The sequence below is a fragment of the Halolactibacillus sp. JCM 19043 genome (assembly GCF_001310395.1).
GTDB lineage: Bacteria > Bacillota > Bacilli > Bacillales > Amphibacillaceae > Halolactibacillus > Halolactibacillus miurensis.
Genome location: NZ_BAXD01000001.1, coordinates 173,687 through 186,594, shown reverse-complemented (window position 1 = coordinate 186,594; position 12,908 = coordinate 173,687). Strand labels below are relative to the sequence as shown.

The following is a 12,908-nucleotide window of genomic DNA, read 5'->3' as shown; positions in this document are numbered from 1 at the left end:
AAACACCTTACTTCTTTGTATTGTGGTTTTTAGCTGCCTTAATAGTATTTTTCATGAGCATCGTAATCGTCATCGGTCCAACACCTTTTGGTACGGGTGTAATATATGAAGCAACAGTTTTTGCTGATTCAAAATCAACATCACCTGTTAACTTACCTTCTTTCGTACGATTGACACCGACATCAATAACAACGGCTTCTGGTTTAATATAAGACGCATCAATCATTTCTTCACGACCGACCGCTACAATTAAAATATCACCTTGCTGGGTGATTTCTTTTAAATTTTTGGTGCGCGAATGACAATAAGACACCGTCGCATGTTCATTGAGCAATAATTGTCCCACTGGTTTACCAACAATATTACTTCGGCCAATAATCACCGCATGCTTACCGGCAATCTCGATATTTTTCGATTGTAACATCGTTAAAATGCCATAAGGTGTACACGGTAAAAATGTCTCTTGTTGCGTTAACATCCGTCCGATACTAATCGGGTGAAAACCATCGACATCCTTTTCAGGATCAATCGCTTCAATAATGGCCTGTTCGTTGATTTGATCAGGCAATGGTAGTTGAACCAAAATCCCATTCACACGTGAATCATTATTTAGTTGTTCAATTAATTCGAGTAACGCTTGTTCACTTGTTGTGTCGTCTAAAGTAATAAGCTCTGAGTCAATACCGATAAAATCCGCGGCTTTTTGTTTACCCGATACGTAAGACTTTGATGCTGGATCGTCACCAATTAATACAACAACGAGTTTAGGAATAATCCCCTGTTCCTTTAACAGTGTCACTTCTTCTTTCATCTCTTCGCGTAAAGAGAGCGCTAATTGATCTCCATAAATAACTTCTGCTGCCAAACCGTCATCCCCTTTATCTATTTATATAGTTTAGAAAGCACACCATTGACAAACTTGCCCGATTTCTCATCCCCATAGATTTTAGCAAGTTCAACCGCTTCGTTAATGGCCACACCAATCGGTGTTTGAAGCGCTGAATCAATTTCATAAGTCGCCAGTCTCAACAACGTTTTTTCAACCGCTGCTAAACGTTTAAACGACCACTTTTCTAAATTCTCATCAATTTTATTGTCAATGGTCTCTTTATTTTCAACAACACCATGAATCAGTGTTGATAAAAAATCATCTACTTCTTCGTCTTCCATACTTAACATAATTGCTTCTTCAACATCAAAGTCTTCGTTGTCTATTGAAAACAACACTTGGAATGCCTTTTCTCTTGCTAATCGTCGTTTCATTTATTATTCTCCTCGTTCCAATACAAATTCTACTCTACTAAGTGTTTATCTTATCACAGTTTAGCTATGTTGATAAAGAGAATTCATAATAAAACCGTAATTATTCACAACCACACATACTTAAAAAAAGAGCATGCAAAAGCTACATGCTCTTTTTTACTATTCTTTTGACTGTTCGTCTTCTTTATCCATCTGAACACCGACAACATGGACGTTGATTTCTTGAATCTCTAACGCTGTCATATTTTTAAGCGTCTCACGAATATTCGCTTGTACTTTTTGAGCGACGACAGGTATCGTCACACCGAAATCAAATACAACAAAGACATCAATCATGACGCCTTCTTCAGTGAGTTCTACCTTTATTCCTTTACTATGTGATTTAAGACCGAATTTCTCAGCAACACCCACAGCAAAGTTTCCACGTGTTGAATAAACACCTTTAATTTCACTTGTAGCAATACCAGCGATGACTTCGATGACATCAGGCGCGATTTCAACTTTACCTAATTTTAGATCTTCGCTTACTCTTAATGTTTGTTCACTCATTTGGATCGACCCCTTTAATGTTTATCGAGTTGTTCTTTAGCTCAGTCGTTGCTACTCTTCCATAATTGGATAGTTCTCTAAAAATTTCGTGTTAAAGTCTCCTGAAAGAAACACGGGGTGCGTCATCATACGTTGATGGAAAGGTAGGGTTGTTTTTATACCTTCGATAAAGTATTCATCAAGTGCACGCTTCATTCGATCAATCGCTTCAGTCCGTGTTTTACCATGAACAATTAATTTTGCTACCATTGAATCATAGTACGGTGGGATTTTATAGCCCGGATAAACAAATGAATCCACTCTCACGCCAAATCCACCAGGTGCTAAGTATGACTGAATTTGTCCCGGCGTCGGCATAAAGGATCGGTTCGGGTCTTCTGCATTAATCCGACATTCAATCGCCCAGCCGTTAAACACCACATCTTCTTGACTCAGTGATAACTGTTCACCACTCGCGACACGAATTTGTTCTTTTATGAGATCAACATCTGTCACCATTTCAGTCACCGGGTGCTCCACTTGGATACGGGTATTCATCTCCATAAAATAAAAGTTTTGTTTCGCTTTATCAAAAATAAACTCTACCGTGCCGGCTCCAGTGTAATCGACGGCTTTAGCTGCGTTAACGGCTGCTTGTCCCATTTGTTCTCGAATCGTTTCGTTAATGGCAGGAGAAGGTGTCTCTTCGATTAGTTTTTGCATACGACGTTGAATAGAACAATCTCTCTCCCCTAAGTGTATCACATTACCAAAGTTATCGGCTAGTACTTGTATCTCGACATGCGAAAAATCTTCAATAAATTTTTCAATATAGACGCCAGGATTTCCAAATGCTTTCTCGGCCTCTTGTTCGGTCACGCGAATAGCTTTTAAAAGGGCCTCAGGTTCTCTTACGATTCGTATCCCTTTTCCACCACCACCCGCTGTTGCTTTAATAATGACAGGAAAACCGATAGATTCCGCTACTGTCACCGCTTCTTCTTCTGATCGAATAATACCTTCAGAGCCTGGCACTACCGGCACACCTGCCAGTTTCATCGTTTCACGCGCCACATCTTTTGTCCCCATTTGTTGAATAGCATAGACACTTGGTCCAACAAAGGTAATGTTACATTTCTCGCAAATCTCAGCGAAATCAGCGTTTTCAGCTAAAAAACCATAACCGGGATGAATCGCATCCACTTCAGTTAAATTAGCGACACTCATAATGGCGGTGAAGTTTAAATAACTCTCAGAACTACTGGCTGGGCCAATACAATAGGCTTCATCCGCTAATTGGACATGGAGTGATTCACGGTCGGCTTCTGAAAAAACAGCGACCGTCTCAATCCCCATTTCTTTACATGCTCGAATAATTCTTACCGCAATCTCTCCGCGGTTAGCTATTAATAATTTTTTAATCATGTGTCATCACCCCCTATTTTGTCTTAATACCAAATAGAGGTTGATTGTATTCAACAAGCTCTCCATTTTTCGCCAGAATTTCAACCAGTTCACCGTCAACCTCTGCTTCGATTTCATTAAATAGTTTCATCGCTTCAATGATACAGACAGTGGTATGATCTTTCACGGTATCACCCACAGCAACAAAAGGGTCACTATCAGGCGATGACGTTAAGTAAAACGTTCCGACCATTGGTGATTTAATCGTATAATCATAAGTTTTCGTCTCTGCTTCAGCTGGTGCTTGTTCAGCTGATGGTTTTTCAGCGGGCATGGCTTTAGCTTCTTCTCTCACCGTTGTGACTAACGGCTGGTGTGAAACTGATTGATCAGCCACTGACGTGTGAATCTCTTTCTTAAGTTTTAATTTCTGATTATCTTGCTCCAATGCTAATTCTGTTAATGTTGATTGGTCTAGAGCTTCAATCAATTCCTTTAATTCTGCTATAGTAAACATGGTTATGACACTCCTCAATTTAAATGTGTTAGTAAATGAACACTCATTTTTAATAACAGGTACTAATCCTTACTCTTAATATTTTAGTCGATGTTCATAAAAAGTTCAAGAAACGATTGAAATTTTCATGAGGACTCGACGGGATAATGCTTCACTTCCACCCGGACAGGCCCTAATTCATCATATAGGTCTCGCATCACGTTATTTGCGTCCGCCTTTGTCAGTGACGCTGATTTAATTGAAACAACGACCGCTTCGTCTAATGTACGCACGAGCACATCTTCGAAACTATAGCGACTCTTTAAAGTTTCTTCTAAAATGATTTCTCCTGTTTCTAATTGATTAATCCGGTCAATCTCTTCAAAAGCTTGCCATTTTTCTTCAGATGACACATTTTCTCCCGCAATGACGGTTTCTAGTTGTTCTAATCGCTCACCACGTTTCGCACTCATCTCGAGTCGAACAAAGGAGAATAAATCGTCTTCCATCGCGCTCGGCGTTAACTCACCACTTGACTCTTGGTCTACTTCTCCTGTACTAGCATCTGGCGTCTGAGTCGTTGGTACCTCGCTTTGATGAGGACTTAAAGTTAAGAAAGAGGCGTCACCTGATTGATTTAAATAGTATACACTTAAAACAACCATTAAGCTAAAAAGCGTCAATAACCATACTGTTTGTTTTTTCATTTTTTATCCTCCCTTAAATTGAACCGCTACCCGGTGGGGACTTATCGCTAAATATTTTGATACAAGTTCCACACACTGTTTTTTTACCTGGATCCCAGCGACGCCATCAACAACAATTAACACACCTTGAACAGCCGGTTTATTCGTCTGATACGCGACAGGTGTTCGGTCACGATCAGTCTCTTCCATAACAATGGTGGCTGATGTTTTGTGTGATACCTGTTCATCTATTGTTTCCCCAGAAGCTTGACTTTGCTCATTATAATCTATCTGTTCATCTGTCAAATAGGCGGTCTCAGCTGTCGATTTAAAATTTATCAATACGTGACTGACGGTAAGGCCATCTGTTGATTCTAACGCTAGCTTTACTTTTTCCTCATAATAAGTTTCTAACTCAGAAAAAGGTTGATGAGACACCCCTTCCATTTGTCCCGTTTCACTTTCCTCTCCCTCATCCATCCTATCTCCCCGATATAGAAAAATTAGCCCGAACAACACACATAAACAACAAACAATCATTTTCATCCGGTCATCGGGCGATTGTGAGAATAGTCGTTGGATGAATTTTTTCAGCGCTGATTGATGCATCTAACCACCTACTTAAATATAAAGTTTAGCGCCTCTTTGTCTATAGCAAAACCGTCGATTAAACCTCGTTCTATCATCGTCATGACTGCTTGTTCATTTCCTGTTTCTACCTTTAAAACAATATCTAGGTCAAGTGCCTCGAGATTCTTTGGGTTATGCACGGCCACTGTAACAAAATCAACACCTTCCATTTGTGCACACATGTCATGGATCGCTTGACTGACGGTTTGTTCCGTATCAGCCACTAAGATACTTTCGCCTAGTTCGAGATATTTATTTTCCCACTCGTTCACCTCCATCTCTTCGTAAATAAAACGATCCCGTTGCCAAACAGAACCATCACTTATCATATACACAACGGATAATAAAAAGATAAGATAGATCACCCGTTCAATGAGTTGTTTATTTTTCTTATCAGCAACGAGTAAGCGAAACAAGGATAAAACAAAAGCGATAAGTAAAATGTCTCTTAATAGTTGTCCAAACACATCTCAACCTCTCTTAAATACCTCATTATTGTTGGAAAAATTGCGCAAAGATAATCACAACAAGAATATTTCCAATAAATAAAAAACCGAACACAACTAGGGCGCGTATCGATATAAGAATCGTACGATTTAACACAGTCACATGTGCGACCAACGTTGATTGACTTAACGTTTGTATCATTGCTTCAAACACCGTTAAAACGATATAGACAGCGGTCATCTTGATGAGAGGGGTCATCACGACGAGTGCGAGCGCAATCACGCCATAAACCCCCAGTGCATCGCGAAGAACACCGAGCGTTAAAAAGCTCATTTCTGCCGTTTCTTGAAACCAATGACCGGTTAACGTATATAATTGGCTAAATAAATGTTTTTCTTGCATCAGTGATAGACGGGTTTGAAAAAAACGAAAGCTACTGCTGAGCATTAAAAATGAAAAATAAATTTTGAGTAATAAAGACAGACCAAAATGGAGCCAATCTCCCATCTTTTTGGCTAATGGCTGGAGTGGCAAGAGTTCAAATAATTCACCGAGTAATGCCATGAGACATTGAAAGTGGATCAATGGCATAATGATTTGCTTAAATATTTGAAACGATAGTGGTAATAATAATAATTGAAGTGGCTTTAATGATTGCATCATGGATAAAGGTTGGAGAATCAGCGATAACCCACTAACGGAAGATAATAGTACGATAATAAATCCATACATCGTTTCAACGGTTGTTGATAACACATTTTCAATCAGATGAAAGATCGTTAAACATTCTTTAATCAACAATAATTTGAGGGTAAAAGATATGACGGACTGAGCCATCGTAGATAGATGACTATAAAAAAAATCACTGACGAACATACTTAGAATAAGGTAAATCATGATACGATAAAGAATAGTCACCGTATTTTTAACTTCACTAAAAAACAGTGGCACTAACGACATAACATAGTCTTTTAGTGAAAAGGTGGACGTTCCGGTTAAATACGCATGCAAATGAAATGACGCGTCATTTTTTAGTGCCAGATCATCATCCAATTCGTTAATTAATGTATCATAAGACGTTGGATTGGTTTGATTTTCTGTTGCGATGACCGAAGAGGGAAATAGCCCAACCAAAGCTATCAACCCACATATCAAACCAGTCACAAAGACGCGATAGTTTGTAGCGAGCATTATTTTCACCCTTAGTCTAGCAGCGTTAAAATAAAGGTAAACATATCTTCGATTACAGGAATAGCCATAATGAGTAGCATGATTTTACCGATGGTATCGACAAGCATGCCTAAAGCTTCTGCCCCAGCATCTTTTAACAACAAATGAAAAAAATCAATAAGGTAACTCACCCCAATCATTTTAAAAATAATCCCGACATAATGTGACTGTATACTTGTCATAGAGATGAACGTTTCAAATAGCCCGAACAGTTCGGCGAGTGGGTCAATGATGTAGAGATAAATAAAAATCACAGCCATGATGCCTAATAAAAAACTAAACAACGGGGCTTGTTCTTTTAACAAAGTACGAAACATGTGGATGATGATAATAAATAATATCAGACGAAGCCAATCCATCATCTCTAAAATAGAAACACTTGTTGAATGCGATTAAAAAGTTGTAACAATTGATTGATGACCATCATGAGAACAATGATAAACCCTACTAAGGTAATAAATTGTGCATACTCTTCTTTCCCGAGTTGTTTCAAAATAGTATGAATCATCGCAACTATAATACCAATCCCCGCTATTTGAAAAATAATCGTTGTGTCTCCCATTACTGGCCTCCCCTCCTATCTCAACATACGCAGTTAAGCGAAAAACATGCCTTACAATAATAAAATTATAATAAGCCCTCCCATCAACATTGAAGAAATGATATACAGATGAACATCTTGATCGATTCTTCCTTTCAATGCTTCAAGCTCAATCTCGACATACTGAACTAAAAAATCAAGATGGCGCAATTGTTCTGTCATACTCGTAGAACCGACGATATCACCGAACTCTTCCAGCATAAAGACATCTGTTTTTGATAACGCTAAACGGGCATGATACATGTCTAACGCCACTTTAAAGCGCGATTGAAATGAACCGCTCCCCTGACTCACTTCGATTAAAAAGGCATAAAACAGACCGGATTTTCCTTTAACATATTGACTGATATGCTGGTCAATATAATAGTGGTGATAATCTATTTCACGCCTTAATGATTGAAAAAATAAGTGACAAGCTTTTAAAGACGTTTGACGACGTTTGAGTTTCTCAGCTTTGACAAAACCGAGAGCACTGATACAAAAAAACACCATAATTAAGAGCCAGCTAGGCATTAGATGATCGCTCGCTTCACTATGGATTTTATACTCACTATACCTCTACGCGCAGGATCTAGCGTCACACAATAATCAAATAAGTGATGCTTGATTATTTGGTGAAAAAATAAGCGTGAACAAACATCGTCATAACTAGTGCCGTGAACTGTACAGATAAGTGAAACCCCTGCTTTCATACCATCTAATAAAGCTTCGACATCTTGGTGGGTCGCAATTTCATCGATAACGATTAACTCAGGAGACATGGCTCGAATAATAAGTGGTAACGCTAAATGTTTAGGGCAGCCACTGAATGCGTCAACACGTAGAGTAGTCGATGGTCGATAGGACATCGCAGGAAGGATTTCTTTTCGTTCATCAATCACGCCAATCTTTTTTGAGTAAGGAAGATGATCATCATTTATCGACTGAATAAGAAAACGCAACAGACTCGTTTTTCCGCTATTAGGTGGACCTATAATCAAGGTATTAACGTAGCGATTCTCTTGAAAAAGTTGCCGATGCGATAAGCGAAACGGGACGTGTTTATTGTGTTGAATACGAATATTTAACGAGGTGATTGTCTCAATATGATCAATCCCATCACCATTCATAACGACTTCACCACAGAGGCCTACTCTATGCCCACCTGATAAAGTAATAAAGCCCTCTCGCAACTCACGAGTAAAACGGTATCGAGAAGATTGAAATAACTGATCGAGAATTATCCGAAAACGCTCTTCGTTCATCACGTAATCGAGTGGATAAAATCCTAGGCGATCAATACATTCCACTGGTTCGAATACACGCACACGTATTTCTTCAATCGGTCCTCTAGTTTTTTCACCATCCATCAGCATTGTCTTTACCTCGTGTGTGAATAACGATAAAACCTCGATTGGCACCATGTTTTACCTCCTTACAAGCACGTTAATTATATGTATGTCGATGTTGTTTACAATATGAGTGGACGAAGGTAAAGGACATACAAAAAAACAGCCATCGTCTGTCTAAAGACATTCAATGACTGTTTAGCTTCATGCTTTATTACTTACGCGCGTGAAACATACTTACCGTCTGATGTATTCACTATCAAACGATCGCCTTGATTAACAAAGAAAGGCACTTGTACCGTTAAACCTGTTTCCATTACCGCTGGTTTTGAGCCACCGCTTGCGGTGTCGCCTTTAATTCCTGGTTCTGTTTCTGCCACCTCAAGCTCAACGCTGTTTGGGAGCGTGACACCTAAAATCTCACCACCGTAAGAAATCACGTTGACTTCCATATTTTCTTTTAAGAATTTAAGTTCATATTCTATTTGTTTTTGATTAAGTTCTAATTGTTCATACGATTCCATATCCATAAATGTATGCATTTCACCTGAGGCATATAAATATTGCATTTTACGGTTATCAATGTGGGCTTTTTCGACTTTTTCACCCGCACGGAACGTTTTTTCTTGAATATTCCCACTGCGTAGACTACGCAATTTAGAGCGTACAAATGCCGCCCCTTTACCTGGTTTGACATGTTGGAATTCAATTACTTGCCAAATGTCATTGTCTACCTCAATGGTTAAACCTGTTTTAAAATCATTTACTGATATCATTAAAATCCTCCTAAGCGTATCGATTACTTCTAACTATACTATAATAAGCTGTTTTGGTGCTTTATTCAAGCTTCTATTGCCGTCTTTCGTAATAACGATATCATCTTCAATGCGGCCCCCCCCTACATCAGGGACGTAAATGCCTGGTTCAACTGTCACAACCATATTTTCTTTAAGCATAACCTCACCCATTGGCGATAACCGGGGACCTTCATGTACTTCCATACCTAAACCATGACCGGTACCGTGACCGAAGTAATCACCGTATCCTTCTGCTTTAATATAATCTCGCGTGAGCGCATCTGCCTCTTTACCCGTCATACCTGCTTTAGTCCCTTGAATGCCGCGCATATGCGCTTCCAGTACCGTATCGTAAATCTTTCTTAATTCATCACTGATCTCTCCAACGGCAAAAGTACGCGTCATGTCAGAACAATATCCTTTATAAAGGGCGCCAAAATCTAACGTCACCAATTCACCTGAAGCTATTTTTTTATCCGTGGCTACCCCGTGTGGTAACGCTGAACGAACACCTGAGGCGACAATAATATCAAAACTAGATGAGGTCGCCCCTTGTTGACGCATGAAGAATTCTAATTCATTTGACACCTCAATTTCTGTCATCCCTGGTTTAACAAAAGATAAGATATGGTCATATGCTTTATCTGAAATGGCTGCTGCTTCTTCCATCACTTGTAACTCAGCCTCTGTCTTAATCATACGAATGTTAGCGATAATTCCTGATGTCGCAGTGAGTTCCGCATTAATTTCCTTGGCATAGGCTTTGTATGTTTGATAAGTCAAATCATCTTCTTCAAATCCTACGGTTGATAAGTCTAGTTCATCGATTACTTCCGCTAACTTTTTAATAATCGATTGTTTGTGTTCAATAATTGTGTATCCAACAGCTTGTTTTGCTGCTTGTTCCATATATCTAAAGTCCGTTAAAAAAATCTGTTCGTCTTGCGTAATTAACACAATGCCTGCCGTTCCTGTAAACCCACTTATGTACCGACGGTTATATGGATTTGTGATAATCAATCCATCTAAATTCTGTTCTTTTAATTCATTGCGTAGTTTAGTCATTTTTTGCATGTTTGTCACTTCCCTTTCTGTTGATTTCCTTATATAGTGTACCATAACCGATTATTTTTTTATAGCATCGCCCATTTCTGTTCAGTAAATCAAAATATTTTAGGAATATAACATTTATAGGATTAAAAAACTAACTTATTGGGAAAATGAAACTATAAGAACTTCAAAGAAGGAGTGAATGACATGAGGCGACGATTACCGATTTGGACGTATATTCTTTTTGCTTTTGCCGCCCTAGGTTTAGTTACGACGTTATTGTTTGATATGACGAGCCTCATTAGAAATATTCTGAGCTCTATTCTAATGATTGCGGTTATTTATGGTTTGGTATACTTTTTTGTACTCAGACATCGCCAACCGAATGATATAAAAAAATATCGCAAAGCCGTCAAACAATCAAAAAAGAAGTATCCACACAATCAACCAACACATTATCAGCGAGCTCAAAAGCAACAAAGGAAACAAAAACAGCGTGTAACAACCAAATCAAAAACGAGCAAACATAAGCGTGCGTCTCATTTACGAGTCATTGACGGTAAAAAAGATACGCATAAAAAAATGACTTTATAACCGATTGATGCTATAACAAAAACGATCCAAATAATTGGCTTGTCTTCCTTCCAATTATTTAGATCGTTTTTTAATTTACTTCATCTGATTGTTTGTCTCTTAGTTCTTTCAGGGCTTCTTCTCTTTTTTTATCCCCTTCAAAATATTGTACGAGATCTCCGATACGGTCGATAGAGTTCCAGCTAAGATGATGTTCAATCCCCTCAACATCATCATAGATATTCTCTTTATCGACACCAATGATGCCTAAAAACTGTTCCAACAGTTCATGACGGTAGACTAAGCGTTTACCTACCTTCTTTCCTTTTGCTGTTAGAATCAAGCCACGATATTTCTCATAGTTTAAATACCCATCTTTATCTAGCTTTTTTACCATTTTAGTCACAGAGGAAGGATGAACAGATAAAGCTTCCGCGATGTCAGATACTCGCGCATAGCCTTTAGATTCAATTAATAAATATATTTGTTCAATATAGTCTTCCATACTTGGTGTTGGCATTATCATCCCTCACTTTCTCAACAATGCTATAACGTTGACAGTACTTTTAAGCTTACCACTTTATTTTAGCATAAGTAAAGCATTGTTTGTAAAACAATCATGAGAAAGCGTCTAAATCCACATCAAATGAAATATTTCCAAACAGAAGCGTCACACGCTTGTTCTCTTTCCATGCAAAAGAAAACGGTTCACTTTTTATCTAAAAAGGCGTATAATAGACGCAGACTGAAAAAAAGGGGATTTTAATTATGAACTTAACACTTGCGATTGCTTGGGACTGGATAGTACTTCTCACCCTTGCTGTAGCTTATATTGCTTACACGTTGTATCGCTATTTCAAAACCAAAAAAATTCTTACGACATTATCTGAGGAAGCGTTTAGAGAAGGTTACAGAAAAGCACAATTAATTGATGTGCGTGAACAAAAAGAGTTTGATGGCGGTCATATTTGGGGCGCAAGAAACGTCCCTGTTACTCAGTTAAAACAACGCATGAAAGAATTACGTAAAGACATGCCTATCTATCTTTACTGTCAATCAGGCTCACGCTCACAACGAGCGGCATGGTTACTTTATAAAAATGGCTACACACAGTTATATGATTTAAAAGGTGGCTATAAAGACTGGAAAGGCAAAATTAAAAAATCATCAAAATAATAAAACAAGCAGCTCATCATTTAAATGATGAGCTGCTTGTTTTATTAGTAGTTTTTTCTACAATTATTTTAGCGACACGTTCTGGTGAGCTGCCATGCGTATCAATGATACGTTGACTTACTTCCTCATAAAGCGGTTGTCTACGGTAAAATAACTTTTCTTTATCCGCTAAACCTTGTTGCCAAAGTGGGCGATCGTTGTCATGTTTTAAGCGTTCAACAATGTCTGACCACGACGCTTTTAAAAAGATGACCTGTTGTTTTTTTAGCCATTCACGGTTATCCGCACGTTCAATAATACCGCCACCTGTAGATATAATACCCTCTTGTCCTAGTGTTCGCATTAAGCAATCATGCTCTAATTGTCTAAAATAAGTCTCACCATATTCCTTAAACATCGTTTTAATCGACATATCCGCCTCTTGTTCAATCACTTGGTCTAAATCAATCAAAGGTAAATCTGTCAGCTCAGCTAAATATTGACCGACTGTTGATTTGCCACTTCCCATAAATCCTACTAAATAGATGGCTGTCATGTATTTTCACACCTTTCAAAAACAATAAGTTGTCTGAATTATTATACAAGTTTTACGAAAAAAATTCTACCTCACTGAAATTTATCATCAATTACAACCCTTTTTTTGAATTAACCTGTTAGTCACTGACTTGTTGTTTTACATCATTTCCATTACAATCAACA

Annotated in this window: 19 protein-coding genes; 2 read left to right on the top strand and 17 right to left on the bottom strand. The window is 38.3% G+C overall.

From position 1 onward, the window contains the following. Positions 1-7: 7 nt before the first annotated feature. From folD to JCM19043_RS00955, 15 genes are all read right to left on the bottom strand, one after another. On the bottom strand, positions 8-865 hold the full coding sequence (gene folD, locus JCM19043_RS01025; protein ID WP_062319208.1) for a bifunctional methylenetetrahydrofolate dehydrogenase/methenyltetrahydrofolate cyclohydrolase FolD: 858 nt from the start codon (positions 863-865) through the stop codon (positions 8-10). A 17-nt stretch (positions 866-882) separates the two neighbouring features. After that, a complete protein-coding gene (gene nusB / locus JCM19043_RS01020) occupies positions 883-1,263 on the bottom strand; it encodes a transcription antitermination factor NusB (RefSeq protein ID WP_062319206.1) in 381 nt (126 codons plus the stop codon). Between the two features lie 159 nt (positions 1,264-1,422). Next, entirely contained in the window at positions 1,423-1,812 is a 390-nt protein-coding gene (locus JCM19043_RS01015) for an Asp23/Gls24 family envelope stress response protein (RefSeq protein WP_062319204.1), read from the bottom strand. Between the two features lie 51 nt (positions 1,813-1,863). Then, positions 1,864-3,216 (bottom strand): acetyl-CoA carboxylase biotin carboxylase subunit, encoded by a 1,353-nt coding sequence (gene accC / locus JCM19043_RS01010; RefSeq protein WP_062319202.1) that lies wholly within the window; start codon positions 3,214-3,216, stop codon positions 1,864-1,866. Between the two features lie 13 nt (positions 3,217-3,229). Then, the gene (gene accB / locus JCM19043_RS01005; RefSeq protein WP_062319200.1) at positions 3,230-3,712 is read right to left on the bottom strand and encodes an acetyl-CoA carboxylase biotin carboxyl carrier protein; all 483 of its coding nucleotides are present in this window, start codon (positions 3,710-3,712) and stop codon (positions 3,230-3,232) included. Between the two features lie 125 nt (positions 3,713-3,837). After that, complete coding sequence (locus JCM19043_RS01000) at positions 3,838-4,398, bottom strand: SpoIIIAH-like family protein (protein WP_062319198.1); 561 nt, start codon at positions 4,396-4,398, stop codon at positions 3,838-3,840. Positions 4,399-4,401: 3 nt separating this feature from the next. Next, positions 4,402-4,986 (bottom strand): hypothetical protein, encoded by a 585-nt coding sequence (locus JCM19043_RS00995; protein WP_143103131.1) that lies wholly within the window; start codon positions 4,984-4,986, stop codon positions 4,402-4,404. A gap of 8 nt (positions 4,987-4,994) precedes the next feature. Further along, complete coding sequence (locus JCM19043_RS00990) at positions 4,995-5,474, bottom strand: hypothetical protein (RefSeq protein ID WP_062319194.1); 480 nt, start codon at positions 5,472-5,474, stop codon at positions 4,995-4,997. Between the two features lie 25 nt (positions 5,475-5,499). Further along, the gene (locus JCM19043_RS00985; protein ID WP_062319192.1) at positions 5,500-6,645 is read right to left on the bottom strand and encodes a hypothetical protein; all 1,146 of its coding nucleotides are present in this window, start codon (positions 6,643-6,645) and stop codon (positions 5,500-5,502) included. Between the two features lie 11 nt (positions 6,646-6,656). After that, complete coding sequence (locus tag JCM19043_RS00980) at positions 6,657-7,043, bottom strand: SpoIIIAC/SpoIIIAD family protein (protein WP_186808959.1); 387 nt, start codon at positions 7,041-7,043, stop codon at positions 6,657-6,659. A 5-nt stretch (positions 7,044-7,048) separates the two neighbouring features. Continuing rightward, the gene (gene spoIIIAC, locus JCM19043_RS00975) at positions 7,049-7,246 is read right to left on the bottom strand and encodes a stage III sporulation protein AC (protein WP_062319188.1); all 198 of its coding nucleotides are present in this window, start codon (positions 7,244-7,246) and stop codon (positions 7,049-7,051) included. A 51-nt stretch (positions 7,247-7,297) separates the two neighbouring features. After that, on the bottom strand, positions 7,298-7,798 hold the full coding sequence (locus tag JCM19043_RS00970; protein ID WP_062319186.1) for a stage III sporulation protein AB: 501 nt from the start codon (positions 7,796-7,798) through the stop codon (positions 7,298-7,300). Further along, complete coding sequence (locus JCM19043_RS00965) at positions 7,798-8,688, bottom strand: ATPase, T2SS/T4P/T4SS family (protein WP_062319184.1); 891 nt, start codon at positions 8,686-8,688, stop codon at positions 7,798-7,800. Before JCM19043_RS00965 ends, JCM19043_RS00970 begins: the two co-directional genes overlap by 1 nt. A 143-nt stretch (positions 8,689-8,831) precedes the next feature. Continuing rightward, complete coding sequence (gene efp, locus JCM19043_RS00960; protein ID WP_062319182.1) at positions 8,832-9,389, bottom strand: elongation factor P; 558 nt, start codon at positions 9,387-9,389, stop codon at positions 8,832-8,834. Between the two features lie 33 nt (positions 9,390-9,422). Continuing rightward, positions 9,423-10,484, bottom strand: a complete 1,062-nt coding sequence (locus tag JCM19043_RS00955; protein WP_062319180.1) for a Xaa-Pro peptidase family protein — start codon at positions 10,482-10,484, stop codon at positions 9,423-9,425. Positions 10,485-10,667: 183 nt separating this feature from the next. On the opposite strand from JCM19043_RS00955, the gene JCM19043_RS00950 reads away from it, so the two are divergent. Next, positions 10,668-11,054 carry an SA1362 family protein gene (locus tag JCM19043_RS00950; protein ID WP_062319178.1) on the top strand — a complete coding sequence of 129 codons (387 nt, stop codon included), beginning with the start codon at positions 10,668-10,670 and terminating at the stop codon, positions 11,052-11,054. A 70-nt stretch (positions 11,055-11,124) separates the two neighbouring features. Here the strand turns inward: JCM19043_RS00950 and mntR are convergent, their stop codons facing one another. Beyond that, complete coding sequence (mntR, locus tag JCM19043_RS00945; RefSeq protein WP_062319176.1) at positions 11,125-11,553, bottom strand: transcriptional regulator MntR; 429 nt, start codon at positions 11,551-11,553, stop codon at positions 11,125-11,127. 248 nt (positions 11,554-11,801) lie between these two features. Here mntR and JCM19043_RS00940 point away from each other — a divergent pair, with 248 nt between their 5' ends. Then, positions 11,802-12,209, top strand: a complete 408-nt coding sequence (locus JCM19043_RS00940) for a rhodanese-like domain-containing protein (protein WP_062319174.1) — start codon at positions 11,802-11,804, stop codon at positions 12,207-12,209. A 16-nt stretch (positions 12,210-12,225) separates the two neighbouring features. On the opposite strand, the gene JCM19043_RS00935 is transcribed toward JCM19043_RS00940, so the two are convergent. Beyond that, positions 12,226-12,744: a shikimate kinase gene (locus JCM19043_RS00935; RefSeq protein ID WP_082394355.1), complete on the bottom strand. Its 519-nt coding sequence runs from the start codon at positions 12,742-12,744 to the stop codon at positions 12,226-12,228. Positions 12,745-12,908: the final 164 nt, after the last annotated feature.

Bases quoted from the DNA above. Each gene is read 5' to 3' on its own strand.
- JCM19043_RS00970 (WP_062319186.1), bottom strand. From the start codon at position 7,798: ATGCCTAGCTGGCTCTTAATTATGGTGTTTTTTTGTATCAGTGCTCTC.
- JCM19043_RS00985 (WP_062319192.1), bottom strand. From the start codon at position 6,645: ATGCTCGCTACAAACTATCGCGTCTTTGTGACTGGTTTGATATGTGGG.
- mntR (WP_062319176.1), bottom strand. From the start codon at position 11,553: ATGCCAACACCAAGTATGGAAGACTATATTGAACAAATATATTTATTA.
- JCM19043_RS00935 (WP_082394355.1), bottom strand. From the start codon at position 12,744: ATGACAGCCATCTATTTAGTAGGATTTATGGGAAGTGGCAAATCAACA.
- JCM19043_RS00940 (WP_062319174.1), top strand. From the start codon at position 11,802: ATGAACTTAACACTTGCGATTGCTTGGGACTGGATAGTACTTCTCACC.
- JCM19043_RS00955 (WP_062319180.1), bottom strand. From the start codon at position 10,484: ATGCAAAAAATGACTAAACTACGCAATGAATTAAAAGAACAGAATTTA.
- accB (WP_062319200.1), bottom strand. From the start codon at position 3,712: ATGTTTACTATAGCAGAATTAAAGGAATTGATTGAAGCTCTAGACCAA.
- accC (WP_062319202.1), bottom strand. From the start codon at position 3,216: ATGATTAAAAAATTATTAATAGCTAACCGCGGAGAGATTGCGGTAAGA.
- JCM19043_RS00965 (WP_062319184.1), bottom strand. From the start codon at position 8,688: ATGGTGCCAATCGAGGTTTTATCGTTATTCACACACGAGGTAAAGACA.
- efp (WP_062319182.1), bottom strand. From the start codon at position 9,389: ATGATATCAGTAAATGATTTTAAAACAGGTTTAACCATTGAGGTAGAC.
- JCM19043_RS00995 (WP_143103131.1), bottom strand. From the start codon at position 4,986: ATGCATCAATCAGCGCTGAAAAAATTCATCCAACGACTATTCTCACAA.
- spoIIIAC (WP_062319188.1), bottom strand. From the start codon at position 7,246: ATGGGAGACACAACGATTATTTTTCAAATAGCGGGGATTGGTATTATA.
- JCM19043_RS01000 (WP_062319198.1), bottom strand. From the start codon at position 4,398: ATGAAAAAACAAACAGTATGGTTATTGACGCTTTTTAGCTTAATGGTT.
- JCM19043_RS00980 (WP_186808959.1), bottom strand. From the start codon at position 7,043: ATGGATTGGCTTCGTCTGATATTATTTATTATCATCATCCACATGTTT.
- JCM19043_RS01015 (WP_062319204.1), bottom strand. From the start codon at position 1,812: ATGAGTGAACAAACATTAAGAGTAAGCGAAGATCTAAAATTAGGTAAA.
- nusB (WP_062319206.1), bottom strand. From the start codon at position 1,263: ATGAAACGACGATTAGCAAGAGAAAAGGCATTCCAAGTGTTGTTTTCA.
- JCM19043_RS00950 (WP_062319178.1), top strand. From the start codon at position 10,668: ATGAGGCGACGATTACCGATTTGGACGTATATTCTTTTTGCTTTTGCC.